Source organism: Photobacterium gaetbulicola, assembly GCF_003025515.1.
Classification (GTDB): Bacteria; Pseudomonadota; Gammaproteobacteria; order Enterobacterales; family Vibrionaceae; genus Photobacterium; species Photobacterium gaetbulicola.
In genome coordinates this window covers 116,040-142,092 of record NZ_PYME01000011.1, presented here as the reverse complement: position 1 = coordinate 142,092, position 26,053 = coordinate 116,040, and the positions used below count along the sequence as shown (strand labels likewise).

Below are 26,053 nucleotides of genomic sequence, written 5' to 3'. Positions count from 1 at the left end.
TTAGTCCAACTTATCCATGGTTTGCCATAAACGCATCGCCACCTTGCGTGCCTCTGCGTAAATCGGTGCCACATCGAACGGGAACTCGCGATCTTCGTAGACGAAGCGACCTTCAACCACCACGCTGTTGACGTTACCGGCATTGAAACCAAAGGCGATATGGCCCGGTAGGTTGTCTGCCACCAGCGGTGTCGGGCTGGTGTAGTCAAGCACAGTCAGGTCAGCTTTGTTGCCGGCATCGAGGCGGCCGAATTTCGCGCCGAAGTTACGGGCCAGAATTTCGTTACCGTTCCATAGATGGCGCAGGAAGCTGTCTGGCCACAACGGACCACCGGCATCACGATGCTTGAAGAAGGCAAACTTCAACTCTTCGAACATGTCGGCACCGATACCGTCGGTACCCAAGGCAACATTCTGGTAGCGCATCAGCTTGTCGTTGTAGCCCACGTTGTTGTTCATATTCGAACGGGCATTGTGGACCAAGAAACCATTTTTGGCGTTCAGGATGGCAATGTCCTTTTCTGATAGGAACAAGCCATGTGCCAATAGGGTCTTCTCGTTGATCAAGCCGAAGCTATCCAACCGCTCGACAATATCCTGGCCGTAGTGATGGTGGCTATGAGTCACGTCGTAGCGATCTTCCGCCACATGAACATGGATCCCGCGCCCGGTAGCCTGGACCGCTTCGGCCATCATCGACAACCCGTCATTGGTCACCGTAAACGGTGCGTGGGCTCCGATATGGGCTTCAACCAGGTAAGGCTCTTCACCATTTTCCTTGGCACGGTCAATTAACTGGGCAAACGCAATATTCTCCTCGACGCCTGCCACCATTTCTTTCATGCCGTGGTTACGGTCGGTGGTCTCGAAACAGGTCATGCCGCGCAGGCCTGCTTTCAAGAACCCTTTGCGCAGGGTATTGAGCGAGCCGGCGATGTAATTCGGCGAGGCATGGTGGTCAATCACCGATGAACAACCGCACTTGATCGCTTCCAGCGAGCAGATCAGACCGCTATAGTACAAGGCTTCTTCGTCCAGCGCCCTGTCCATCCGCCACCAAAGGTTCTTCAGTATCGAAATGAAGTCAGGACTTGGCTTGATATCAGCCATGATCCCGCGCGCCAACCCAGAGTAGAAGTGGTTGTGAGAGCAGACAATACCCGGCATTACCAGTTTGCCCTTCATGTCCTTAACTTGGGCATCTGGGTAGTTGGCCGCCAGATTGGCGCCAACTTCCTTGATTTTGTCGCCGTCGATAACAATATCGACGCCTTCTTTGATCAGTGCAGGCTCAAACTGCACAGCTGTTGCATTTCTGAGTACTAACATTCCCTGGCTCCTCACTAAACATCTACTTTGCCAAGCAGGTAGCTGTGGTTAGCCATGACATAGTTGATAATCGTCGCTTCATCAGCGAGCGACTCTGGCATGTCCACATTGCCCTGCTCATTAATACGGAAGGAATAAATCTCACTTTGACTGCGAACCAGTACTTCGTCACCTTCGACGAAGAAACCGGCGTTGGTGCTGTTGGTAAAGTCTTCACGCAGATTGAACAGCGTGAACTTGTCTTTGTACGGCTTGCTGTCCCATGGGCAGAACTGGGCACAGTTACCACACTCGTTACAGTACGCATCGAGGTGTAGCGTCTGGAACTGGTCACGGAAGCCCGGGATCGGCAGCGAAATATTGGCACGGTTCGGACACACATCCACACACTTGCTACAGATGTACGAACATTCCAGACAACGTTTCGCTTCTTGCTCGATAAATTGCTCGCGGTCGGCTTCTTCCAGCTTGTTGGCTTCAATCAGCTTGACCTGGATATCGCCTTTACGGGCGTATACGGCTTCAACTTTAACATCGGATTTGGCTTCGAGCTGCTCATCGGCCTGCGCTTCACGAGCCAAGATAGTGGTTGCCGCCTTACGGCCACCGGAAATCGCCGATACGATTGATGATGGGCCAGTGTGGGCATCACCCATCAAGAACACATTCTCTACCGCGGTTTCACAGCTTTCACGGTCAACAACCGGCCAGCCATCTTCGCCCATTGGGATCCCCATGCGAGACAAGACATCACAGTTGGACTGCTCACCGACGGCAGTGATCAAGGCATCAGCCTGAAGCTCAACCGTCATATCTGTTGCTACAGGGCGGCGGCGGCCTTTCTCATCAGGTTCGCCCAACTCCATCACACGAGCGGTCAGCTTACCATCGGCATCGAACTGCTCTGGGTTGGTCAGGAACATGAACTGCACGCCATCTTCCACTGCTTCTTCGTACTCTTCCTTATAGGCAGGCATCTCGGCGATAGTACGACGGTAAAGGATGGTGACCTTCTCAACGCCATCCACTTTCAATGCGGCACGGGCGCTGTCCATTGCGGTGTTACCGGCACCGACAACCACAACATGCTTGCCGAGCTTGAGCTCTTCGCCGTCATTGAAGCTACGCAGGAATTCCAGTGACTTGTAGATATTGGTGTTATCACCCGCCAGTGAAATCGGATTACCCTTGTCCGCGCCTATACCAAAACAGACATACTTGAAGCCGCTCTGTTTCAGCACATCAACGGTCAGGTCTGGATTGCAGCCGTATTCGATATTCACGCCGTGATCGGTGACAAACTGGATGTCATGTTCAATCGATTCAGCCGGAATACGGAACTGCGGAATAATATTCTTCACCACCCCACCGGCGTTTTTCTCTTTCTCAAACACGGTTACAGGGTGGCCGGCACGTGCCATGAAGTAAGCGGCAGACAAACCGGCAGGACCGGCACCAATCACCGCCACTGGATGCTTGGCTGTATCTAGGCTTGGCTCATGCCACTTGGCTTTGTATTCGTCCCAACCTTTGGCCAGTGCGATTTTCTTCATTTCACGGATGTTCAACGCCCCTTCGTAGTCACGGCGGGTACAGTTGTACTGGCACTGGTGATCACAGATATGGCCGGTGATTGAAGGCAAGGCGTTCCGCGCATAAATCACTTCCAGCGCTTCGGTGTACTTGTGCTCACCCATCAGGCGGATGTACTCAGGAATGTCCTGGCTGATCGGACAGGCCGTGACACAAGGTGCAACGTAACAGTCTGTCAGCGGTACCGCTTTCTTCACGCTGATCTCTTCCGGGCCACGCCACTCTTTCTGGACGTAATCGGCATCAAGCGATTTTGCTGCCAGTGCTTCTAGCTTGACCAAGTCAACTTTGCCCATGCCCCACTCGTCGCTGCCTTCCAACTCTTTGGCGCAGTCAGACAGGCGAAGGTAACCGCCCGGCTTGAGCAGATCCGTTGCCATCGTAATAGGACGGATCCCCGCTTCGAAGATTTCCTTGATGTTGAACTTGCTGGCACCGCCCGAGTACGAGATTGGCAGTGTACCGTTGAATTCACGGGACAACTCCAGCGCGACATTGATAGATAGCGGGAACAGAGCACGGCCGGACATGTACATTTCTTTGTCTGGCAAACGGCCTTTCTTATTGATAGTACCCAGGGTGTTGGTCAGTTTGACACCGAAGCCGATGCCTTTTTCCTTGCCCAGGTCGACCAGGCGGTGCAGCATGGCTTTGGCATCATTGATTTGCAGATCGTGGCTGAAGGACTCTTCGCTCAGTGCCACATAGTCAAAGCCTGCATTATCAAGGATGCCGCGTACCCGCTCGAAGCCCAATAGGGTTGGGTTCAGTTTAACGAAAGTGTTGATGCCCTTGTCTTCAATCATGTAACGACAGATGGCTTCGATTTCATGCGGAGGACAACCGTGCATGGTAGACAGTGTCACACCACGGGTTAGCTGGGCAGGAATATCATCGACCATGGCATTGAGGCGGTCGACTCTCTCTTCAAGCTGATACTCACGGATGAAGTCAGGATCTTGGATAAAGGTCTTCAGCTCGCTGATGTAGGCGTGGAAGCTTGGATGCTCGCTGGAGTCAAGCATATCGTGAATGTACTTCTGCATCGGCGGGGTTTGAATACCGGATAGGTCATAGCCGACACTCATATTGAAGATAAAGGATTTGGCCTCGCCATCGGTTCTCGGAGCGAAGACTTCTTCCAATAGATGCAGGGCAATCCACGCCTTGAGGTATTCGTCATAAGCTTTAAGCAGCGTGAATTCTGTCGACCATTCGGTGTTGAAACACTCATCTTCAGCATCGATACACGGTTTGGCGATCTCCAACTGATCAAGCTTCTGGACGGTTTTCAGCTCCATGAAGCGGCCACCGGCAAGCCAAGAAGTAATGATGTTCTGGGCTAATTGGGTATGAGGGCCAGCTGCAGGACCAACAGGGGTTTCACAATACTCTCCCCAAACCGCCAGTGATTCCTTGCTCGCTTTGCGGTAGAACTGCTTCTCTGGAATACCGAAGATAGATTTACTCTGCTTGTATTCACTAAACATTCGGTTAAGTAGCTCACCGAACGGAACGGGGCGCATGATATCTCCCATGATAGATCTCCTTGATGCTTTTCTTGTTCTTCTAGGCACATTTATTTGCGCAATATGTCAGGCTAATAATGTGTAGGGCTAAATAAGCTAATGGCTAAAGAGCAACTACTGAGCCAAACTTTTTCAGCCCCAACAAAACGGGCGGATTTATTAATGAATTTCGTGAGCAAAGTCGAAAGTTCACTGCATTTTGTGACAGGTGACAAATAAACAGATTTATTTAAAACAAGAAAACTTCAAACAAAAGAACCACTCAAATGAGGATGATTATTGATTAGAAAAGAATTGCTATCATATTAATAAAAAGCTATCAGTTTGATATCAACTATTATGATAGATATTATCTGCCATGAGAAATTAAACATCTAATGAAATAAAATAAAAAATGTGAGATAAAAGCACTCTCGATATCAGATTGATAAAAAAGCGATTATCAGCTATCAAGTTGATAGTGCTAATGTGACACAGCACACAACTCTTCATAGGCCTGCGGTGTATCAACATCTAAATATATTTCATCGCAACCCAACCCTAAATATTTAACTGGATAGCGGAAGATAATTTTCTTCATCGATGAATGTATATTGGCATTGAGCACCATATTCTTTAATCGACAAGGGATCAGTACCGGATGACCAGGCCTTAGGGCCGTACCAGGGAATACGGTACACCCACCTCTTTCAAACCAGACCTGGCGGAAGACATGCGGTGGTACACAGGGCATATCTCCATGGGTAATAAAGAAAAAATCGCTCTCGACATGCCGGACACCCTGCTGGATAGAGCTGAACATACCGGCCTGGTAATCTTCGTTGACCACTATCTTTACTCTTTGATCATTTTTATATTTTTCAATAAGTTCCGCCCTTCGATAACCAACAACCAAAATGACCCGACGACAAAATGAGAGCGCATTTTCGATACTTGCATCAAGGATTGTGTACTGCTGGTAAGGTAGCATGAGTTTCCAGTCCCCCATCCTTGAAGACAGGCCCGCAGCAGGCATAACGCAGTCTAAACGTTCGGGACGTAACGATTTATCCATCACTGAACATACTCCTTTATTGATAAATATGGTGGTCGCATGGTTAATAGCACACAGACACGATTAATAGAGCAAACTCCAGACCAATTTATCCTGTCTGAGTTATACCAATACCATTTAACTGCTGAAACCACCCCGTTATATATTACTCTAGTCGGTGGTGGTGGAAAAACATCCGCCGCATTTTGGCTTGCCCGTAAATTCAAACTGTGGGGCCATGCCGTTTGCCTAACCACGACCACAAAAATGTATTTGCCCGATGCACACCAGGCTGATTATATCCTTCCCCTGAATGCCATGTACTGCAATAAAAAAGAAAATGGAAAGATAATAGAAACGCGTAATAATGCTTTAGCACAAGATGAATTTGATTTTCAAGACCCAGCCATCACTTTTTGCTATAAATCATTATTAACCGACCACTTGAAAACAGCCCGTTTGAAAGTATCTGGGTTATCTGAAAGAGAGATAAAAAAACTACAAAATGATTTCCCCTTCACAGTTTTTATTATTGAAGGCGATGGTTCCCGCTCATTACCGATAAAAGCCCCTCACGGGCATGAGCCTTGCATTCCAAGTTACTCGGATATGGTGATTGGTGTCACCGGTGCAGAGGCCATCAACCACAAGGCGATTCCTGAACGCGTTCACCGCTGGCCGGCTTTTTCAGCCCTTACACAGTGCCAACCCGGAGATGTGATCGACGCCCAAGTGTTGCAACCGCTGATTTCTCACCCGCAGGGGTTATTTAAATCAACCCCAAGGACAGCACAGCAAGTCTGGCTGATAAACAAAATGGATCAGGCCAACGATGCCCTAACCGTTAGCCAGATCGCGGAAGAGGTACTGGTCAACAGTCCACAGCTCGATTCCGTTTGGCTGGCAGAAATGCAGGCGGATACACCAATCAAGAAAGTTATTTTGAAGAAGCAAGTAGCCTATGCCACTGAAACATAGCAGCTACCTGACACCTTCAGTATTGAGGTCATAGAACATGAATATCTTTGCCAAGGCAGCCCAACTAGAACAAGACAACATTCCCTTCGCCCTTGCCAATATCATCGAAACCCGCGGTTCAGCCCCGCGCCACTCCGGCCAAATGATCGTCAAGGCAGATGGCAGCATCATCGGCACAGTAGGTGGCGGCATGATTGAACGGTATGTTATCGAACAAGCCTTGGAAGCCCTTAAAGAGAGAAAGCCCCGCGTTGTCAAAGGCCGGATGACCCGCAACGGCCCCGATGCCATGGGCATGGACTGCGGCGGCGCTATGACGGTCTTTGTCGATGTCTATGGCCTTCGCCCTAGCCTCATTCTGATTGGTGCCGGGCACGTCAACCGTGCGGTTGCACAGGCCGCCCATGTACTCGGCTTCGATATTTCCGTCGCCGATGCCTATGCCGACAGCCTGGCCGAAGAGCATTTCCCGGCAGGGACCAAGCGCCTACTGGGCGATACCATGGAAGAGGCTATCGACCAGCTGGATATCAACAAAGACAGCTATGTAGTCATTGCCACTAACCACCAGGACCAAGACGCCATTTCCAAGGTAGTGGATTGCGAAACCCGCTACACCGGCCTAATGGCCAGCCGCCGCAAGGTGCAAACCCTGTTTACCCACCTGCGCCAGAGCGGAGTGGATGAAGCGCGGATCAAGAACATCCACTCTCCCATTGGCTTCAACATCGGTGCTGAAACCCCGGAAGAAATCGCCATCAGTATCATGGCGGAGATCCTCAAGGTGAAACATGAGTCCGCGGGCGGCCAGCTGAAGGACGATACCCGCCTAAATCAAAACAAACTGGTGCTGGTCCGCGGTGCAGGCGATATGGCTACCGGGGTTGCCGTCCGCTTGTTCAATGCCGGATTCAAAGTCGTGATGACAGATATCGCTAAGCCCACCATGATCCGCTGCAGCGTGTCGTTTGGCCAATGCCTGTTTGGCGAGCCAGTCCAGGTGGAAGGGATCACCGCCTGCAAAGCCAACAACAAAGACGAGGTGTTCGCCATCATCGACCGCAATCAGATCCCTGTGGTAGTCGATGAAGAGTGCAGCTATGCCGGCACTTTGAAGCCGACCTTCCTCGTTGATGCCATTCTGGCCAAGCACAATGTCGGCACCCAGAAGGACATGGCGCCAATCACGATCGCCCTGGGCCCTGGCTTTACTGCGGGCAAAGACTGCGATGCGGTGATTGAAACCAACCGCGGCCACCATCTGGGCCGGGTTATTTATCAAGGGGCGACCCAGCCCAATACTGGCGTACCCGGCAATATTGCAGGCTACACCCACCAGCGGGTACTGCGTGCCCCTTGCGCTGGTGTCATGCACAGCCATGTCAAACTCGGCGATCTCGTCCAAGAGGGCGATGTGATTGCCCATATCGGCGACAGCCCTGTGGTCGCGCCACTGGGCGGCATGGTACGAGGATTACTCAATAACGGCCTTAGCGTCCGCGAAGGCTTCAAGATCGGCGATATTGATCCCCGTGGCGAAGAGGCCGATTACACCACGGTATCCGACAAGGCACGGGCGATTGGCGGCAGCGTTCTAGAAGCCATGCTACACCTGGAGCAACACACAATGAGTTAACCATCTTGTTTGGCCTGACGGATTCAGGCCAGACATTTTCCCGTCTTATTTGGGGTGTCTCGCTCAGCCCAAATAGGCCGTTGGACTTTACGACAGGAAGAGATCAAATTATGAAAACTAGAGGCTATTTCCATCACTTTGTTACCTCCTTTGTACTGATGTGTGCGGCTGCGCTAACTGTCAAAGGGTTCTTCTTACCCGAGCACACAGGATTACTGCTCAGCGACACCGGCATCGTCCCAGCCATGTATGTCGAGCCCATCGCTTTCGCCATCCCATTAGCGCTAGGGATTAGCGCACTCACGGCCTACTTGGGTATGACCTCCCTACTTCCTGTTATTGTCTGCTTCGGCATTCATATTGCCCTGTCGGGACTTGCCCTTTATCAAGGCTTGCATTTCGACTGCGGTTGCTACCTGCCCGGCTCGGTGCAGTCGGAAGTCTACAGCACCCTTGAACCCCAGTTTCTCATCATGCTGCTGGTGCTGATCGTTTCAGCAGCACTCCACTACTTCAATAACATGGCGACCCACCGCCCAGTGACACCTACCGTGTAACCGGACCAACGTTGTCTAATTTAAAAGGATACGATCATGATACAGAACAAGACTTCATTGCACGCATTTCCATTTCGGCGTTGCGGACGCAGCGTTTGGCTGAACCTGTTCATTCTCGCCAGTGCATTGCTAGTCCTGCCGTTTAGCGCCAATGCCGCTCTGTTTGGCGGCAAGTTCAAAGCCGAGGTAGAAACCGAGCAAGTCGCGATCAAGCTCCATAACGATACCCTTGCCGGCGGATACCAGCTCATCGATACCAACGGGCTCAAGGCACTCATCGAACAGGACAGCAATGTGATAATTGTCGACGCCATGCCGTTCAAAGACAGCTACAAGAAAGAACATATCCCAAGCGCCAAGCAGTTCGAGTTCCCTATCCCTGATATGCCTGAATGGGACGCTGCATTAACCGACCAGCAATCTGTCGAGGACTTCAGCCAGCTTCTCGGTGAAGACAAGGATAAAACCTTGGTCTTTTACTGCGGGTTCGTGAAATGCGGTCGTAGTCATAACGCGGCGGCTTGGGCGGTGAAGCTCGGCTACACCAATGTCTATCGTTATCCTGGCGGTATTTTTGCGTGGAAAGGGGCAGGCTTTAAAACTTCTTCACTTTAGGGCCAGTTCACTTTAGACCCCGTTCACTATAAAGCTTGTTCGCTTTACATCTGTTGGCTTAAACGCATCAATAGTTGATACTAAAAAGGCTGAATCTCGATTTAGATTCAGCCTTTTCATTTCTATATATTCGTTTTAACGAATTAACAATTTAACGGGCCTTCATAGCCAAGCGTTTAGCCGCCGTACGATGGCGTGCCAGCAGATCATCGAGATCGACACCTTGTACCCGGCCATCCAGCACCCGCCACTTGCCGGCAACCATCACCTTATCGGCCTGCTGGGCACCACAAAGCAACAAGGCGGCTAACGGATCATGGCTACCAGAGAAGCGAATATCATCAAGCTTGAACATCGCGATATCGGCCTGCATTCCCGCTTCAATCTTGCCGATATCAATGCGCCCCATCGCAGCCGCCGAACCTGCTGTTGCCCAGCGCAGGGCATCGAAGTGGGACACCCCAGCAGAGCCATAGCGCAAACGCTGCAGGTACATCGCCATACGCACTTCGGCGATCATGTTGGAACCATCATTGGACGCTGAACCATCGACACCTAGCCCGACTTTGGCACCGGCTGTTTCCAGCTCTTTGTTGCGGCAAATGCCCGAGGCCAGCATCATGTTCGATGTCGGGCAGTGGCAGATCCCCACCTGGGCCTGTCCTAGCCGACGCACTTCCTCATCATTAAAGTGAATACCATGGGCCAGCCAAGTCCGCTCGTGGAGCCAGCCTACCTCTTCGAGATAATCCACCGGCCGGTAGCCGAAACGGTCAAGGCAGAACTGCTCCTCATCCTTGGTTTCGCAGAGGTGAGTATGCAGCATCAACCCATGCTGACGGGCGATCTGGGCTGTTTCCTTCATCAGCTCGGTGGTGACGGAAAAAGGTGAACAAGGAGCCAGCGCGATCTGCACCATGGCACCGTCATCCGCCTGGTGATATTCACGGATCAGGCGCAGGCTATCGTCGATAATGGCCTGTTCCGACTGTATCGTGTGCTGCGGTGGCAGTCCCCCTTGCTCTTCCCCAAGGCTCATCGAGCCACGAGTCAATATTGCCCGGATGCCAAGTTGACACGCTGCATCAACCTGGATATCGATGGCGTTTTCCAATCCGTGCGGCAATAGGTAGTGATGATCCGAGGCGGTGGTACAACCTGACATCATCATCTCGACCAAAGCCAGCTCAGTCGCCACTTCCATCATCTCTTCATCCAGCCCGGCCCAAACCGGATAGAGGCTTTTAAGCCAGTGGAACAGCTCTTTATTGAGTGCTCCGGGGTAGGCCCGGGTCAGGGTCTGGTAGAAGTGATGGTGGGCATTGATCAGCCCCGGGGTGACGACATGCTGACTGGCATCAACGGTGACGTCTATGGGTACTGAGGGCCGCTCGCCGCGGTCAAGGGTTTCGAGAATACGGTTATCTTGAATGACGATGCCGCCCTGAGCGCTTAGCTCAGCACCATCATCTTTCATGGTGGCGGTAAAAATTGCGAGAGGATCTTTAATCCACGTTGTTTCCATCCATAGTTTTCCTTAGCCTTCGCAACCATTTCAGGGGAGAAGGACTTTGTTTGGGGCCTCTTTACCCAAGTTATATTGAACACAAAAAACCGTCTTTATACCCAAATTACCTCAAGGTGCAGATGCTGAACCTGCATATTGAGATCGCTTGGGTCTATCTTACCGCTAGCACTCTAGCAAAGACGTTACCAACTCCTCGAAAACGCCCCAAACTACTGATAAACAAACATTCTCAAGCTATCAGTTACAGCCAGCAACACTCTCACTCCCAAAGTGAGACTATCAAAATGATACCCTCAGCCAATAGATGAAAATAAGTTCCATTAATCAAAATGATAAAGGTTTTTATTTTTTGATCCCCCTCTCAGCAAGCAACAATCTGCTCACCACCTCGACAAACTTCCCCCCTTGAGTTCACACTTTTGCCTGACAAATTAGACATTCGCCAGATCATGGCCTGATTCATGCCTCTATGGCTGGGTCGAAGTCACTACGAAATGTCGCTAACTCACTATCAATTTCGCGTAATTTCCTAGTTTGTCATCCTCGATGCAGCAATTTAATGAGCACATTGTTTGTCATTGGTCGATCGTCGTCGCCAATGTAAGAGGGAGTGTTTAATGACGCGTTTCAATCACGTAGGCCACAGCCTACCCCGCGTAGACGGCCAAGCCAAAGTAACCGGTACGGCCATATATGGAGATGATATTACAATGTCCGGCATGCTGTATGGTGTGTGTCGCTATACCGATATTCCGGCGGGCAAAATCCTTGGCATAGACACATCTGAAGCTGACGCCATCGAAGGCGTAGTACGGATAGCCACTTTCAAAGATATCCCCGGAGACCCTACAACTGGGGTCATCATTCGAGATTACCACCCTATATGTAATGATCAGGTAAGATATAGCGGCGATGTTGTGGCCGTTGTTGCCGCCGAAAGCTACGAGGCCGCATGCCTGGCTGCCGATAAAATCAAAGTCGATTACCAGCCGCTTACCCCGATAGGCAATGTCCATGATGCCCTGGCCGACGGAGCACGCCTGATCCATCCGGAAACCGGCTCAAATGTGGTTAACCGCCACCATACCGAAAAAGGCGATGCCGAAACCGCCCTCGCCAATGCCGATATCGTACTTGAACACACGTATCAGGTCGGCTTCCAGGAACACGCCTATATTGAGCCGGAATCTGTCACTGCCTATATTGATCCCACCTCGCGTGACTTGGTGATCACCGGTTCGATCCAGAACCCCCACCGGGTGCGCGGCTTTGTTGCCAGTTTCATGGGCATCGACCAAGCCAGGGTCAATGTGAAGCGGGCGGTCATGGGCGGCTCGTTCGGGGGAAAAGATGACGGTATTGACCATCTTTCCTGCCGGGCTGCACTGCTCGCTTCTATCACCGACCGCCCAGTGAAGTTTTCCTACACCCGCGAGCAGTCAATTATCGAAAGCACCAAGCGCCACCCCTACCATATGCACTACAAGGTCGGGGTCAGCAAAAGCGGTAAAATCCAAGGCATGAAGGTCGATATTCTGGCCGATGCCGGCGCCTACGCGGCCTGTACCCCGTTCGTGACCTGGCGCTCCGTAGTCCAGGCTGCCGGCCCTTACGACATCGAGCATGTCCGGGTCGATATCAAAGGCGTTTACACCAACAACAGTATGTCCGGCGCGATGCGCGGGTTCGGCTCGCCGCAAATCATCTTTGCCAATGAATCCCTGATGGATGAAATCGCCGAGGCCTGCCAGCTCGACCCGGTACAGGTCCGGGAGCGCAATGCCCTGCGCCAGGGCAGCCGCAGTATTACCAACCAGATGTTTGATAACCATAATGTCTCGGCGATTGAAGTACTCGACAAGGCGGTTCAACGCAGTGAGTTCCAAGCCAAGCGCGAGCACTATGCCGAGTTAAATGCCAAGCCCGGCCATATTAAATACGGTATCGGCTTGGCACTGAGCTACCGCGGCTGCTCGATGGGGGCCGAAGGGGTCGATACCTCAAGTGCCTTGGTGACCGTCAACAGTGATGGCAGTGTCAATGTCTCGACCGGTGTCTGCGAAAACGGCCAGGGGCTGCAAACCACCATGGCAACCATTGCCGCCGAAGTACTTGGCTTACCGGTGACTAAAGTGAGCTTCGTCGAACCACCGACATCGCTGATTGCCGACGGCGGCCCAACCGTTGCGTCACGAGCTACCGTTACCGGTGGCAACGCAGTGAAAGACGGTGCCGAGCAAATCAAGCAGCGCATTTTCGAGGTGATCAAAGATCAGCTTTGTGCCACCAGCCTCGATGATACCCTGTGGGCCCATGGCGAAATCTGTAACCGCTACGCACCGGATAAGTCCATTAGCTTTTCGGAAGCCGCCAATGCCACCAAATGGGCCGGCGTTAACCTTGCTGCCTATGGGTGGTTCGACCAACCGGCCATTCACTGGGATGAAGAGAAAGGCACCGGCTCCCCCTATTTCACCTGGGTGTATGGCTGTCAAATCGTCGACCTGAAAGTCGATACCAGTACCGGTAAAATCGACCTGCTGGATATTACTGCGGTGCACGATGTCGGCCAGGTCATCAACCAAATTGGTTATGAAGGACAAGTCGCTGGCGGTATCGCACAAGGTGTTGGTCTTGGCATGCTGGAAGACTACAACATCGAGCACGGCCAGGTGAAGTCGGAAAACCTCGACAGCTACTTGCTGCCAACCATCAAGGATATTCCCTCGCTTTCTATCCACGCAGTGGAAAATGTCGACAACGGCGGGCCATTTGGTGCTAAGAGTATCGGCGAACCAGCCGCAGAACTCGCAGCAGCGGCAATGACCAATGCCGTGGCCTTTGCAACGGGCACTCGCCACCGCCAACTGCCGCTCAGTCTCGAACAAGTCGTACTGGGCTATAACCTTAAAAAGCCGGCCCGCCAGAGTGAGTTACTTCATGCTTCCAACGAGAAGAAACAAACCCACCGACTCAATGGCTTCTCGGTGAAAACCCCTGAGTCACTCACAGCTGCGCTCGAGCTGCTTGCTGACAGCAATGCCATGCCGCTGGCCGGCGGTACCGATGTGATAGTTCAGGGCCGGTTGCAAAGTGAACCCAGGGCCTTGGTCAATATTGCCCGCCTGCCTGAGCTGCGTGAAATCAAGCGCAGCCAGGATGGATGGCATATCGGCTCAGGAGTCTGTTTCAACCACCTCACCGAACACCCCGATATCAAGCACCTCTATCCCTTGCTTGCCGAGGCCTGTCATACCATTGGTTCACACCAGATCCGCAACCGGGCGACAATCGGCGGCAATATCGTCAACGCCGCACCATGCGCAGACTCCGTTCCGCCATTGGTGATCTATGACGCCAAGGTGGTGTTACAGAGCAAAACGAGTTCGAGAGAGCTGCCAATCAGCGAGTTCATTACCGGCGGCTACCGGACCGAGCTGCAACCGGGCGAATTGCTAACCAAGGTGATCCTGCCACTTCCGGCCCCCAACACTGGCTGCATCCAGAAATACCGCCAGCTCGGCAGGCGCAATGCGCTCAACATCACCCGCTTGAGCCTCAGTTGCCTGATGGAGCGCAACGACAGCGGTGTTATCACATCCTGCCGCTTGGTGGACGGCGCGCTATTTAGCAAACCACAACGGCTAAAACCGGTCGAACAAATTTTGCTCGGCCATACCCTAAACAGCGAGATCATCGAGAATGCTTGCCAAGTACTTGAAGCGATGATCGATAAGGCCATCGGTGGCCGTTGGTCAGCGGCCTACAAGCAGCCGGTCTACCTCAATATGTTCCGTGACCTCATGAACGATATTCGATATCAGCAACCCCATCAGCCACTACAAGGAGAAGTGCAATGAGTCTGCTTGCTGAAAACCTGATCCCATTGTCACTCTCGGTTAACGGCCGTCCTTATCAGTTGTCTGTCACAGGCAACACCCGTTTGCTTGACTTGCTGCGGCAAGATCTCGGACTAACGGGGACCAAAGAAGGATGTGCCGTTGGCGAATGTGGCGCCTGCACGGTTGTGATGAATAGCGAGGCTGTGTGCTCGTGCATGATCTTGGCCGCCCAATGCCAAGAAAGCCAAATCGTGACCATCGAAGGGCTAAAGGACGATCCGCTAGCCCAACAATTGCAGCAATCCTTTATCAAGCGTGGTGGAGTGCAATGTGGCTTTTGTACTCCCGGCGTCCTGATGAGTTCCTGGGCCTTGCTGAAGAAGTATCAACGTCCAAGCCAACAGCAGGTCTTGGATGCCCTAGAGGGCAACCTATGCCGCTGTACAGGCTACCAACCCATCCTGAATGCCATCAATGCTGTCATTGAAGACATCACCCCGTAAGTCTTTCTCCCCTGCCTAATCCGCAGGGGAGCTTTTTTATCCAAGATTGCGTGTACTTGTAAATAAGGATTTAACAATGCAGTTACTCTATCAAGTCAACGATAAGCCCCCCAAGGGGGTCACCTTTTTCCTTGCCCTCCAGCACATGCTGGCCTCCATCGGGGGCATTGTCGCTGTACCCTTGATTGTCGGCGGTGCCATTGGCCTACCCGAGCCGGATGTCGTCACGCTGATCAGTGCCTCCTTGTTTGTTTCCGGTCTTGCCACCATCGTCCAGTGCCTCGGGTTTGGCCCGGTTGGGATCAGACTGCCCGTGGTGATGGGTTCCAGTTTTGCCTTTCTCGGTGCCTTGATCGCCATTGGCCAAACAGGCGGCATGGCAACCATTCTCGGCGCGGCCTTTGTCGGCTCGTTCTTTGTCATCCTCGCCAGCTTCTACATGGATCAAATCCGTAAGCTCTTCCCCAACCTTGTCAGCGGCGTGGTGGTCACCCTGATCGGCCTGACAATCCTACCTGTCGCAATGAACTGGATCGGTGATGCCCCAGCCGGCGATCCCAGCTTCGCCTCATTGCCCAAGGTGTTCCTGGCCGCTGCTTCCCTCGCCGTGGTGATTGGGGTCTCGGTCTTCTGCAAAGGCGCAATTGCAGCCTCGGCGATCGTGATCGGGCTTGCTGCCGGATACATCATGGCAATTCCACTCGGTATGGTTGATCTTACCCAGCTCTACGAGGCCAACTGGGTTGCCGCACCAGAGCCTTTCAAGTACGGCATGGCCTTCTCGCTCCCGGCCATTATCAGCATGACCCTGGTTTATCTGGTAGTAGTTGCCGAGGCGACGGGGGATTTCATGGCGCTGGGCAGTAACTGCCATGTCGAGGTTTCCGGTAAAGATCTCAAACGGGGCTTGCTGGGTGATGGCCTTGGCAGCACCTTCGGTGCGATGTTCTCGGCCATGCCGGTGGCGAGCTTTAGCCAGAATGTCGGGATCGTGGGGATCAGCGGGGTTGCCAGCCGCTTTGTGGTTGCCCTGACCGGTATATTGCTAGTCGCAGGCGGCCTATTTCCCAAAGTGGCGGCCTTGGCGGTCACCGTGCCCAAACCCGTGCTGGGAGGGGTCGGCTTTGTCATGTTCGGTATGATCGCCTACGCCGGGATCAGGATGCTGCTCAAAGCTGCCGACTCTCGCCGAAACGCCTTGGTGGTCTGTGTTGGTCTGGCATCGGGGATGGCCGTTACCCTAGAGCCCAACTTACTCCAGCACTTCCCGGACTCCCTGAAGACCGTTTTCCATTCCGGGATAACAACTGGAACCTTGGCGACTATCGTGCTTAACCAACTCTTACCGAAGAGCAAGAAGAGTACTGAAACCGAGCAGATTACCGCCAAGAGTATCCTGATCAAACCCGATAAGCGTGCAGCACGGCTTGTCGCGGCAAAAGCCCGCCGTGCCGAGCAACTTGCAGCATCGAAATAGCGAATTTCCCACTCTTGCTGTTATTTCACTAACAATAGGCTCCCGAACAATGCGATATCTAACCACATTGATGGGAGCCTTTCTTCAAAGCCTTCAACTCATCCAACCTAATACAAAACAAACTGCACTTATTTTGTGTATTGAAAACATCCTGTCATAAAGCCCACCTACAATCCCCATGCTTGTGTAGCCAAGTAATTTGAGTGACTTGGGCATACCACTACAACCCATAATTAACCTGATAATTTCGACATGAAAAGCTCAGCGGCACCTAATACAGACAGATTAAAAGCGGCAATCACCACGGTCTATCAGACCTTTCCCAACTTGAGTTACCGGCCACGGCCGGTTGATGTCAAACTGCTCGCGGCCTACATGAAGAGCCAGAGTAATGGCTACCCCGGCTGTTTAGATACGCTGCTCGAGACCGAGAATAGCCATATCGAACTGGCATTGGTGAAGTATCACAATATCAATCGTTCAATAGAATCGTCACCAGCGCTCGACCATAGTGATATCGGTTTCTAGGAAATAGTGTTCTAGCTCAGGCACAGAAAAAGTTAGGATCTTGCCTTCCCGCTCGGTACCGGGCCGGAAATAGGTCTCTGGCATTCGCTTGATAGATGTCCAGACGACATGATTATCACGCTTGATCACCTCACCTTTGTCGTTACGCAGTATGGTTGCCACCTCGACCAAGATAACCGAGTCCGTGCCCTCATTCCTCAACAATACCGGGATGGTTAGCCGCCCATCCTGATAGCTGGCGGATTGAGCCACCATCACCACGCCACTGCGCTGGTACTCACCGACCAATCGTCCGGTATCTGGCGCAACCAAGTCGCCCGCGACTTCGCTCCCTGCCGATTTATTTATACCTGACTTGTTTTCCGGGCTTACTTCGGAAGCTACAGTAATCGCGGCTCCCGTCGCCACAGCAGCCCCCTTTGCGGTGGTAGTGGTGGTGGCGGTCGCACCTGCACCGCTTGCTTTTACTTTATTCGGTTCAGCCGACGGTTTGACTGATTCACGCTCTGCGGTTTCCGCTGCCACATAACGCCATGTATTGTCATCAAATAAAATCACTTCACGACCGTCAGGCAGTATCGCTATCATCGTTGCAGCTTGGACAAATTGAATAAACCCAAACAAAAGACCGGCAATGGCGACCCTGATGATTACTTGCTGAGCTGAGCGCATAACTCCATCCCCCCCACATTGCTTTTTATTGCCTTACTTGGCACTCAAAAGTGTTATCAAACCAGCTGATGGCTATCTCTCCCTGATGCTCACTGTATTCCACATTCTGCCCCAAATATTTGATGCCGCTTGCCATTGGCTGAGCCAGCGCGATCACCTGGTCATCGCCTCGCGTCAACACCAAACTTGCCGGTTCGGTCTGGTTGTAAAAAACCGCAGTAAACGGCTGGCTGTTATCACCACAGTCAAGAGACACGATTGGCGGCACCTCCAGCTGCCCACTGATTACTTGCAACTCGACAATTCGGCTGGTGTAGGCAAACTCGGTACAATCACGAACATCATTGGCTTTCCAACACTCGTTGCGCCCTTTAATCCACCCTCGCTGCATCTCCTTTTGCCGTTTCACCTCCTCGGCGGGCAGTTGAACCATTGCTTTATCGAAAACTTGCTGCATTTTCTGATCGAGAACCGCCAACTCTGCAACCTGGCATATCAAAGTTTCCACCTCTCCCTCGGCTTTCGAGCAATCAAAAGCCGGCTCACTGGCCAGACTGTTACCAGCCAGTAAAAAAATGGCGCCCAATATCGAAATACGTTTACCCCACCAGAAATTATTCACATTGCCTCCATCGGCCAGCCAATCAATCTGTACGCTCCTTATATTATTAACCCGCTAGCTCCATTGTGTTTTTTCATCTTTGAGCCAAAAATCTAAAACGCCTCAAGAAATATCAACTCAATAATAATTCACATTAATTATCAGCAGCATAACTTGTGGAATTGTGGCAAATCCATAGCATGAGCCGGACTCAACATCCAGTGATTAAAACAGATAGAAAATAAAGCGCCTACAGGAACGAACACTATGGATAAAACACACTTTAATCCTGCCAGTATATTTCTCCACTGGCTGACATTCTGCGTACTCGTCGCCATTTATGTCTCAATAGAAGTTGCCATTAACTTTGAACGAGGCTCGGCAACCCGTGATATTTTCAGCCAGTTGCATTTTTATCTCGGCATCACGCTGCTGGTGATCACCCTTTTCCGCCTATTGATGAGAGCACTAAGCCACAAGCCCGCAATTAGCCCTGAGCCGACACCGCTCCAAAACAAAATAAGTGGGCTCGTTCACATCTGTATCTATGCGCTGATGCTGCTGGTTCCCATTGCTGGTCTGGCTTTGCTCAATAGTGCGGGCAAGACGCTGAGCATCATGGGAATGGAACTTCCCCCCCTTATCGACACCAACCGCGCACTCACCGCAACCCTACGCGAGCGCCATGCCCAGCTAGGAGGCGGTTTGCTGGCATTAATCACGGCTCACAGTGCTGCCGCCCTGTTTCACCACTATGTCATCAAAGACAACACCATTATCCGCATGCTGCCGCACGCAAAAAAACATATCGGCCCAGCCAAAGGCTGAGCCGACAACAAATAAACTTTAGAAAAGAATAATAAAAACGTCACCTGGCTAGGCGACAGGCCTCACGAAAGTGAGGCCACTCAACACCCCCAGCCGTTATTGTCCCAGCCCCATCAGCCCAGTAAAACCGGTGATAACCCCGTACTCTGACTACTCGCAAGTAGTAGGCCCAGTAGCACCAACATGATACCGCCCGCCAGCTGCAAGCCGTAACCGGCCCACAACAAGCCAGCTTGAGGCTTGGAATTTCCGGCTTTCAGGTAATGATGGACAATACGCTTGCCGGACAACGTCAGCAAAGCCAGTACCGATGTGGTCAAGGCCGTTCCCAGAGACATCACCAAGGCGCTGACGACACCCAGCCAATACAGGCCGACCATGTTGGCAAACAGCAACACCATAATTGCCCCAGAGCACGGCCGTAGGCCAATACTCATGATCACCCCAATGTACTCACGTAGCGTCTTTGCATTGTCTACCTCCTCCGGCGAGGCAATATGACGATGCCCGCAACCACAGTCACCAACATGATGGTGGTCATGGTGGTCATGGTGGTCATGGTGGTCATGGTGGTCATGGTGGTGAGCGCAACTCGCCTTCTGGGGCTTAGCAACACTGCGGCGAAAACGCTTCACTGCCCGCCAGCAGATCATTACCCCCAGCACACTGACAAGCACGCTGCTGATGGTCATAAACTTCACAGCCTGCGAGTTGACCTCTCGCATTGACGCGCTGAAGCCCCACACCAGCACGCTGACTAAAGCGACCGCAACCACCGCCTGACAGAGCGCCGATACCAGTGTCAGCACCAGGCTGGTTTTCACCTTGGTCGGCTGAGTAGCCAAGTAAGTGGTTACTATCACCTTACCATGTCCCGGGCCAAGCGCATGCAGTACCCCATAGAGAAAACTAAATCCGGCCAAATAGCTGCCTGATGCCCATGGGGTCTCCTTGGCATCATAAAGCAAGTCAGCCAGCTGATTATTCACTGCCCGCTGCCATTCGATACTTTTCAATACCATATTCGGCCAGGCTAACCAAAGCTGATACGCACCAAACAAAAAGGCGATACAAAGTAGCATCAACATTAGCCACTTTGGACCCCAAAGGCTTTCAACGGCTGGTTTCGAACTAGCGGATGTTCCGCAATGCTTACGCTGTGCCATTACTCACTATCCCCATTCAATTCGGTCGGTTTGCAATGAAAGCGAACAGATTGGGTGAAGAGCTGGCCCAATGCATTGTCTGGATCGGCATCGGCTGGCAATGACATGGCATAGCTCATCTGCTCGGGAGTCGGGTTGGGTTGAATCATTTCAAGCTTGCAATAGTCAGCCAGATCGCCGGCGAGAATAACATCACGTTTTGAACGCCATGACATATCCACGTAGTAACTCGGCTCAAAAACCAACAGTTTCAATGAGTCCTCGGTTACGGGCTTGGGTTTGGAAAGGGGCAGTTCGAAAGTGAGTACTAACCGCGCCCGGTCACGGGTGATCTTGCCATAGCGGGCAAGCTGGTATTTGATAGGCTCTTGACCGTCATAGAAATAGGTGAAGTAGTGTTCGGACAGCATGTTATCAAGTACCGATGCCGCCACCTTGGTAAACGTCTGCTCTTCCTTTTCCGGCGAGGTATCTTCGCCATCGAGCATGTATGCCGAGGTCATAGGATCAAACGACCAGACCATGCGCAAGCCGGTGATCATACCACCCTTGCCATCGACATAGGTTTTCATTTCAATCCAAGAGTGGGGATGCGCCGTGGCAAACAGCGGAGATATCAGTAAAGCGAGGCCGAGCGCCGCTCGCTTCATTACGGGAATAATTCGGTTGTTCGCCCTATTGCGGTAAAACATCAAAAGCCTTGTGTAATACGTTGTCTTTATTAGAAAATGTTATGTTATAACATCTTGACACTGTAGTACCAATACTTTTCCAGCATAAATAACAAGACCTCCACAGGGGAGGCCTTGCTGCGAAGAGGGAAGGAGCAGAGCCTATCGATACTTAAGCACATGATGCAACAGGGAGACTGCCAAGCGGGCTGTCTGATTTTGGTAATCATATTCCGGGTTGAGGCCGGCGATATCGACAATCCTAACTTTGTTGCTGGCCATCGCTTGGCTGATCACCATTTCAACCACCGCCAGGTTAACCCCAAATACCCGGGACAAGCTCACCCCGCCAGCGATTGCCGACGAGAATACCGACAAATCGATACTCAGGTGGATATGGTCAACCTGCTCAAGGTACCTGGCAACCACCGCCTGGATCCGCTTGCGGTTTTTCATTTTCATTTCACTATCAAGTAGCCATTGTGCCCCCAGCTCACTGGCGTAGGCCATAGTGGCTTGCGAATTGATATGGTCACACATTCCCAGCCCCAGATAACGGAAAGTCCGGTTATTGGTATGGCAAAATGCTGCTACGCTATGAAATGCCGAGCCCGCCTTGACGGCCAGAGAGCGCCGTAGCTGAAAGTTGGCATCGATATTGATAATTCCGATCCGGTTACCTTCTACGAAAGGAAGGATTTGGCTCTCCTCACTCGAGCTGTCATTACCGGCCTGGTTGACCGTATCAGAAAGTGCCTGGTAGCTCGCAATAGCCACCTCGTGTCCGCCACCAAGCATAACAGGCAAATGGCCAAGCTTGAGCATGGCACACAGCTTGGCGTACTGGGCGGCACGCATGGTATCAAACTCATCCTCCTTGACACCGAAATAGCTCTGCGCCTCAATGACGCCCGCATCATAAATCGGCAAGGCACCAGAGTAAGGCATCCTGACCAGCATCTGACGAATCATGTCCGGGCCTTCTTTGGCCCCGCTGTAGATATCGTAGTCACTCAAGCTCAGATCACTGGCAAGCCCGAGGATCACCGCCCCCGCCTTGCGTTGTTCGGCATAAGGCTCAATCATGGCTCTGGGATGAGTACTGACGGGGTGCCCTAGAAAAGAAAATGGAAACCAACGTTTTACATCCAGCATGATTGCTCCTTATGGAAAATTACAAGTCCGGTGGCAATACCCGCGCCGCCTGAAGGACTGAGAAAATAATCGCGTTTTTACTCTTTTGAACCCGCTCTTGCGGTGCCATTACACTCACCGCCCCGACAATTTTGTTGCCGGTAAATACCGGGGCACTTACCCCGGAAACCCCTACGTCATATTCCGAGGTACTGATGGCATAACCGTCTTTTTTTATCTGCGCCAAATCTTGCAGCCAGTGGCTGATAGCATCCGGCTCAGTGATGCCAAAATGATGCAGTGTAGCCATCACCCGCTGTTCGGGCAGATGGGCCAAGATCACCTTGGCCGAGGCACCGCGGATCAACGGTTGGCTCTGGCCTTCCTCATACGCGCAACGCAGCGCATGGGGGCTATCGACCCGGGCGGTGCACAGTGCCCTGAAGCCGACCGGCACAAGATAAGCGGCCATCTCGCCCGTTTGTTGCTGGACCCGCTTCAGGACCTGGTGTACCCCGCTCGAAAGCGGTGAAAACTGCTGGAAATTGCGCAGCAGCTGAAGCGCCGCCGGACCTATGCTGTAACAGCTTTGTCTCGGGCTTTCCTCAATCAGGTTCCAGTTCTTGAGAATAACCAAATAGCGATAAACACTACTTTGCGGCATACCTGTCTGTTCACTTAATGCCTGTGCGGTCACCGGTTCATTGGCCGACGCGATATGCATCAGCACCTGGAGCAACTTTTCATTGGCATTCAATTTATATTTATCTGTTTTCAAAGCATTTCCTGTCGGTTTCATCTGGTTAGGCGACACGTTAAGTAGCTCCCATCGCGCCGACCCGTCTATTTACGCGCAAGGCTTGCCACGCTTCAACCGTCATTATCACTATCTGGTAATTACCATGATATATTAAGCATTCATTTTTACATTATGAGAATAAGCACAGAAAATCACTGGAATCGGCCTGGCTTATATTCCCAAACAAAAAACGCCGGCCTATCGAGGCCGGCGCAAAGCACAGAACATTTTATCGAGTCGTACTTAGGTTATAGGTACTCACGCAAGGCTGGGGGTTGGCTCTTGCGGCTCCTCACTCATGATTTCCGCAACAAACTGTGCTTTGGAACCCAGGATAATTTGCAATCCGCTGCCCCCGACTTTAATCACGCCCATAGCCCCTAGCTCTTGGATGCCTTTTTCATCAACCAGAGTAAGATCCTTTAGCTCAAGGCGAAGACGGGTAATACAGGCACCAATCGACGTAATGTTGTCTCGACCACCAATTTTGCTGATGATCTCTCTGGCCAACGCCTGGTTGTCCAGGGTGATCTCTGCCCGTTGCTCGGCTTCGCGGCCGACAGTCTTGAAGTCAAATTTGCGAATAGCAATCCTGAATACACTGTAATAAATCAGTGCCATGATTGGTCCCCACAAGAAGATGTTCAGCCAATTGGTCTTAAAACCATCCATTGCAGGCAAGACGCCGAAGGACACAAAGTCGATAATACCGGCCGAGAAGGTTTTACCAATATGGATATCCAGCGCGTAGGTCACCGAGTAGGAAATGCCCGCCATTATCGCCGAGAAAATGTACAGTACGGGAGCCACAAAAATAAACGCAAACTCTACCGGTTCAGTGATCCCCGTGACAAAGGATGTCAGGGCAGCCGAGCCTAAAATACCCGCGGCGATTTTACGGTTCTTGTCGTGCGCTTCATGGTACATCGCCAAGCAGGCCGCCGGGAAGGCAAACATGTAAATAGCAAAGTTACCGGATAGGAACTTACCTGCGTCCTGATACTGATCGGTCGAGAAGGTAGTCACCCCGTCTTCCAGCATCTTGAACCAAATCGTGTAGTCACCATTGACCACGGTGCCAGCCGCTGTGGTGTACTCACCGAACGAGAACCAGTAAGGGCTGTAGAAAATATGGTGCAGGCCCACGGGGATCAGCGCACGCTCCATGAAGCCGTAGATAAATGTCGAAACATACATATTACCGCCGTTCGCCATTACCGACAGGGCATCGATACCGGATTGGATGTAGGACCAGACATAAGGCAGAACCAGACCAATCGCGAATGCACTGAATGCCGTCACAATCGGGACAAAGCGCTTGCCGGAGAAAAAGCCCAAGAAGTCAGGCAGGGTAATATTCGAGAATCTCGCGTACATGTTGGCCGCCAGGATACCGGCAATCAAGCCGCCAAACACGCCGGTTTGCAGCGTCGGTATCCCCATGACCATGGCATAACGGCCCCCGCTCATTGCCATTTCCGGAGTAATCCCCAGCGCGACGCCCATGGTGACATTCATTACCGCCATCGCAACCACAGCAGCCAGGGCGGCAATGCCCGAATCCTTGCTCAGCCCGACAGCGGCGCCCACGGCAAACAGCAACGCCAAATTATCGAAGATAACACCACCGGCCCGCATCATCAGTGGCAAGTCGAGCTTTGCTCCAAACGCCAATAACAACCCCGCGGCGGGAAGAATAGAGATAGGCAGCATCAAAGCTTTACCGATGGAGGATAGCTTTGAGACACCATGCTTGATTTTATCAATCATAACCTGTCCTTGTATTTATTAATGTCTTTAGGGGGTTCCCTGTTTCACATCACGTATGAAATAAAAGACATAGTATTGGAAATCATCGGACTGAAGGTTACAAAAACGAATGGCTTTGTAAGCTACTGCTTACAAAGCCCGCTGGAGCCTATCCATCTCGTGAATACATTATTAGCTGCGGACTTATTTCTTGCGCGTCAAATACCAGCAGCAAAGCGAGGCAGCACTGACCATCACCACTCCCTGCCAGAACGTCGCGCCCAAGGTAATACCGAAGATCAGGGCAGAGAAAAAAGCAGATAAGATAGGAGTGAAATAAGACAGAGTGGCCAACAGCACCATATTGCCGCCGATGATGGCAATGTTCCACAACCCGTAGCCGCCAGCCATCGCAATGGCAGCCAACACCAAGTTCAGTAGTGCCTCACCACTCCATACCATAGCTGGCTGGTCGGTCAGGGCGTATTTCACCCACAGCGCCACCGCCGTCGCCATAAAAAACCAGGCAATCGCATTCTGGCCATTGGCCAAACGCTTGGTGATATTGCAGTAGACAGCCCAGATAATCGCACCGCTGAATGCCAAGCCATAGCTCACCGGATTGGTCGCAACATTGGCAGTCAACCGGGTCAGCGACAAGCCCTGCTCACCGCTGACCGTCCATGCCACGCCGATAAATGCCATCGCCATCGCCGGATACAATAGTTTGCTCACTTTTTGCCGGCTCGCCACCACCGCCAGCATGACAGTCAAAGCTGGCCAGAGGTAGTTAATCACGCTCATTTCAATCGTCTGTACCCTGTCGTTGGCCATCCCTAGGGCCAGTGCCAAGCACATCTCGTAGCTGACGAACAGCCCACCGCCAATGAACAAATAGCGTGAGGAAAAACGGCTGAGCCTTGGGGCGCCAACCACCACCAGCAACAAAACCGAACTGAGGGTATAAATCATCGCCGCACCGCCTACCGGCCCCAGCAGCTCGGCCACGTTTCGGATAAAGGCAACAATGGTGCTCCACAGCAAGATCGCGATGCACCCGGCAAAGGTATATTTATGCTTGGAAAACAAAGAAAAAGACCGCCACTCGTCAAAAACGAAAACGACTAGATTACCAAGCTTTTGCCACCAACCGCTAACGTATTTTGCGCTGGACTTTCCCGAGGCGGAAAAGGGGCTATAAACACATTAAAAACAGGGATATTTGTGCTTGATTTGTGACCATATGGGCAAAGCTGCAAATGCAACTAGTGTAGCATTTGGTTTA

21 protein-coding genes are annotated in these 26,053 nt (G+C 51.9%); 9 read left to right on the top strand and 12 right to left on the bottom strand.

Annotated elements, in window-relative coordinates:
* The 3 genes from ssnA to mocA form a co-directional block, all read right to left on the bottom strand.
* A complete protein-coding gene (gene ssnA, locus C9J03_RS11720) occupies positions 1-1,329 on the bottom strand; it encodes a putative aminohydrolase SsnA (RefSeq protein WP_044623702.1) in 1,329 nt (442 codons plus the stop codon).
* A gap of 14 nt (positions 1,330-1,343) precedes the next feature.
* The gene (gene ygfK / locus C9J03_RS11715) at positions 1,344-4,460 is read right to left on the bottom strand and encodes a putative selenate reductase subunit YgfK (RefSeq protein WP_044623703.1); all 3,117 of its coding nucleotides are present in this window, start codon (positions 4,458-4,460) and stop codon (positions 1,344-1,346) included.
* A 454-nt stretch (positions 4,461-4,914) separates the two neighbouring features.
* Positions 4,915-5,505 carry a molybdenum cofactor cytidylyltransferase gene (gene mocA, locus C9J03_RS11710; RefSeq protein WP_044623704.1) on the bottom strand — a complete coding sequence of 197 codons (591 nt, stop codon included), beginning with the start codon at positions 5,503-5,505 and terminating at the stop codon, positions 4,915-4,917.
* Between the two features lie 39 nt (positions 5,506-5,544).
* On the opposite strand from mocA, the gene yqeC reads away from it, so the two are divergent.
* The 4 genes from yqeC (at position 5,545) to C9J03_RS11690 (ending at position 9,270) form a co-directional block, all read left to right on the top strand.
* Complete coding sequence (gene yqeC, locus C9J03_RS11705; RefSeq protein ID WP_052829805.1) at positions 5,545-6,462, top strand: selenium cofactor biosynthesis protein YqeC; 918 nt, start codon at positions 5,545-5,547, stop codon at positions 6,460-6,462.
* 37 nt (positions 6,463-6,499) lie between these two features.
* A complete protein-coding gene (gene yqeB, locus C9J03_RS11700; RefSeq protein WP_044623705.1) occupies positions 6,500-8,098 on the top strand; it encodes a selenium-dependent molybdenum cofactor biosynthesis protein YqeB in 1,599 nt (532 codons plus the stop codon).
* A gap of 110 nt (positions 8,099-8,208) precedes the next feature.
* The gene (locus C9J03_RS11695; protein ID WP_044623706.1) at positions 8,209-8,655 is read left to right on the top strand and encodes a MauE/DoxX family redox-associated membrane protein; all 447 of its coding nucleotides are present in this window, start codon (positions 8,209-8,211) and stop codon (positions 8,653-8,655) included.
* A gap of 36 nt (positions 8,656-8,691) precedes the next feature.
* Positions 8,692-9,270, top strand: a complete 579-nt coding sequence (locus C9J03_RS11690; protein ID WP_052829806.1) for a rhodanese-like domain-containing protein — start codon at positions 8,692-8,694, stop codon at positions 9,268-9,270.
* A 151-nt stretch (positions 9,271-9,421) separates the two neighbouring features.
* Here the strand turns inward: C9J03_RS11690 and C9J03_RS11685 are convergent, their stop codons facing one another.
* Positions 9,422-10,795, bottom strand: coding sequence for an 8-oxoguanine deaminase (locus C9J03_RS11685; protein WP_044623707.1), 1,374 nt, complete (start codon positions 10,793-10,795; stop codon positions 9,422-9,424).
* 620 nt (positions 10,796-11,415) lie between these two features.
* Between C9J03_RS11685 and C9J03_RS11680 the strand changes: the two genes are divergently transcribed.
* From C9J03_RS11680 to C9J03_RS26480, 4 genes are all read left to right on the top strand, one after another.
* Entirely contained in the window at positions 11,416-14,658 is a 3,243-nt protein-coding gene (locus C9J03_RS11680; protein WP_044623708.1) for a molybdopterin cofactor-binding domain-containing protein, read from the top strand.
* Positions 14,655-15,143, top strand: coding sequence for a (2Fe-2S)-binding protein (locus tag C9J03_RS11675; protein WP_044623709.1), 489 nt, complete (start codon positions 14,655-14,657; stop codon positions 15,141-15,143). Before C9J03_RS11680 ends, C9J03_RS11675 begins: the two co-directional genes overlap by 4 nt.
* Before the next feature lie 76 nt (positions 15,144-15,219).
* Positions 15,220-16,620 carry a nucleobase:cation symporter-2 family protein gene (locus tag C9J03_RS11670; protein WP_044623710.1) on the top strand — a complete coding sequence of 467 codons (1,401 nt, stop codon included), beginning with the start codon at positions 15,220-15,222 and terminating at the stop codon, positions 16,618-16,620.
* A 252-nt stretch (positions 16,621-16,872) separates the two neighbouring features.
* A complete protein-coding gene (locus tag C9J03_RS26480) occupies positions 16,873-17,148 on the top strand; it encodes a hypothetical protein (protein ID WP_082060645.1) in 276 nt (91 codons plus the stop codon).
* Here C9J03_RS26480 and C9J03_RS11665 read toward each other — a convergent pair.
* Both C9J03_RS11665 and C9J03_RS11660 read right to left on the bottom strand, forming a co-directional pair.
* The gene (locus C9J03_RS11665) at positions 17,113-17,820 is read right to left on the bottom strand and encodes a DUF3157 family protein (protein ID WP_044623711.1); all 708 of its coding nucleotides are present in this window, start codon (positions 17,818-17,820) and stop codon (positions 17,113-17,115) included. The genes C9J03_RS26480 and C9J03_RS11665 overlap by 36 nt on opposite strands.
* A 25-nt stretch (positions 17,821-17,845) precedes the next feature.
* The gene (locus tag C9J03_RS11660; RefSeq protein WP_052829807.1) at positions 17,846-18,442 is read right to left on the bottom strand and encodes an MliC family protein; all 597 of its coding nucleotides are present in this window, start codon (positions 18,440-18,442) and stop codon (positions 17,846-17,848) included.
* 246 nt (positions 18,443-18,688) lie between these two features.
* On the opposite strand from C9J03_RS11660, the gene C9J03_RS11655 reads away from it, so the two are divergent.
* Entirely contained in the window at positions 18,689-19,249 is a 561-nt protein-coding gene (locus C9J03_RS11655; protein ID WP_044623712.1) for a cytochrome b, read from the top strand.
* A 113-nt stretch (positions 19,250-19,362) separates the two neighbouring features.
* Here C9J03_RS11655 and C9J03_RS11650 read toward each other — a convergent pair whose 3' ends face one another.
* From C9J03_RS11650 to yddG, 6 genes are all read right to left on the bottom strand, one after another.
* Positions 19,363-20,337, bottom strand: coding sequence for a nickel/cobalt transporter (locus tag C9J03_RS11650; RefSeq protein WP_044623713.1), 975 nt, complete (start codon positions 20,335-20,337; stop codon positions 19,363-19,365).
* Between the two features lie 77 nt (positions 20,338-20,414).
* A complete protein-coding gene (locus C9J03_RS11645) occupies positions 20,415-21,107 on the bottom strand; it encodes a DUF1007 family protein (RefSeq protein ID WP_044623714.1) in 693 nt (230 codons plus the stop codon).
* Between the two features lie 141 nt (positions 21,108-21,248).
* Positions 21,249-22,241: an arginase family protein gene (locus C9J03_RS11640; RefSeq protein ID WP_107291707.1), complete on the bottom strand. Its 993-nt coding sequence runs from the start codon at positions 22,239-22,241 to the stop codon at positions 21,249-21,251.
* A 19-nt stretch (positions 22,242-22,260) separates the two neighbouring features.
* Positions 22,261-23,019 carry an IclR family transcriptional regulator gene (locus C9J03_RS11635; RefSeq protein ID WP_044623716.1) on the bottom strand — a complete coding sequence of 253 codons (759 nt, stop codon included), beginning with the start codon at positions 23,017-23,019 and terminating at the stop codon, positions 22,261-22,263.
* A 258-nt stretch (positions 23,020-23,277) separates the two neighbouring features.
* The gene (locus C9J03_RS11630) at positions 23,278-24,789 is read right to left on the bottom strand and encodes a PTS transporter subunit EIIC (RefSeq protein ID WP_044623717.1); all 1,512 of its coding nucleotides are present in this window, start codon (positions 24,787-24,789) and stop codon (positions 23,278-23,280) included.
* 183 nt (positions 24,790-24,972) lie between these two features.
* Complete coding sequence (gene yddG, locus C9J03_RS11625) at positions 24,973-25,857, bottom strand: aromatic amino acid DMT transporter YddG (RefSeq protein WP_044623718.1); 885 nt, start codon at positions 25,855-25,857, stop codon at positions 24,973-24,975.
* Positions 25,858-26,053: the final 196 nt, after the last annotated feature.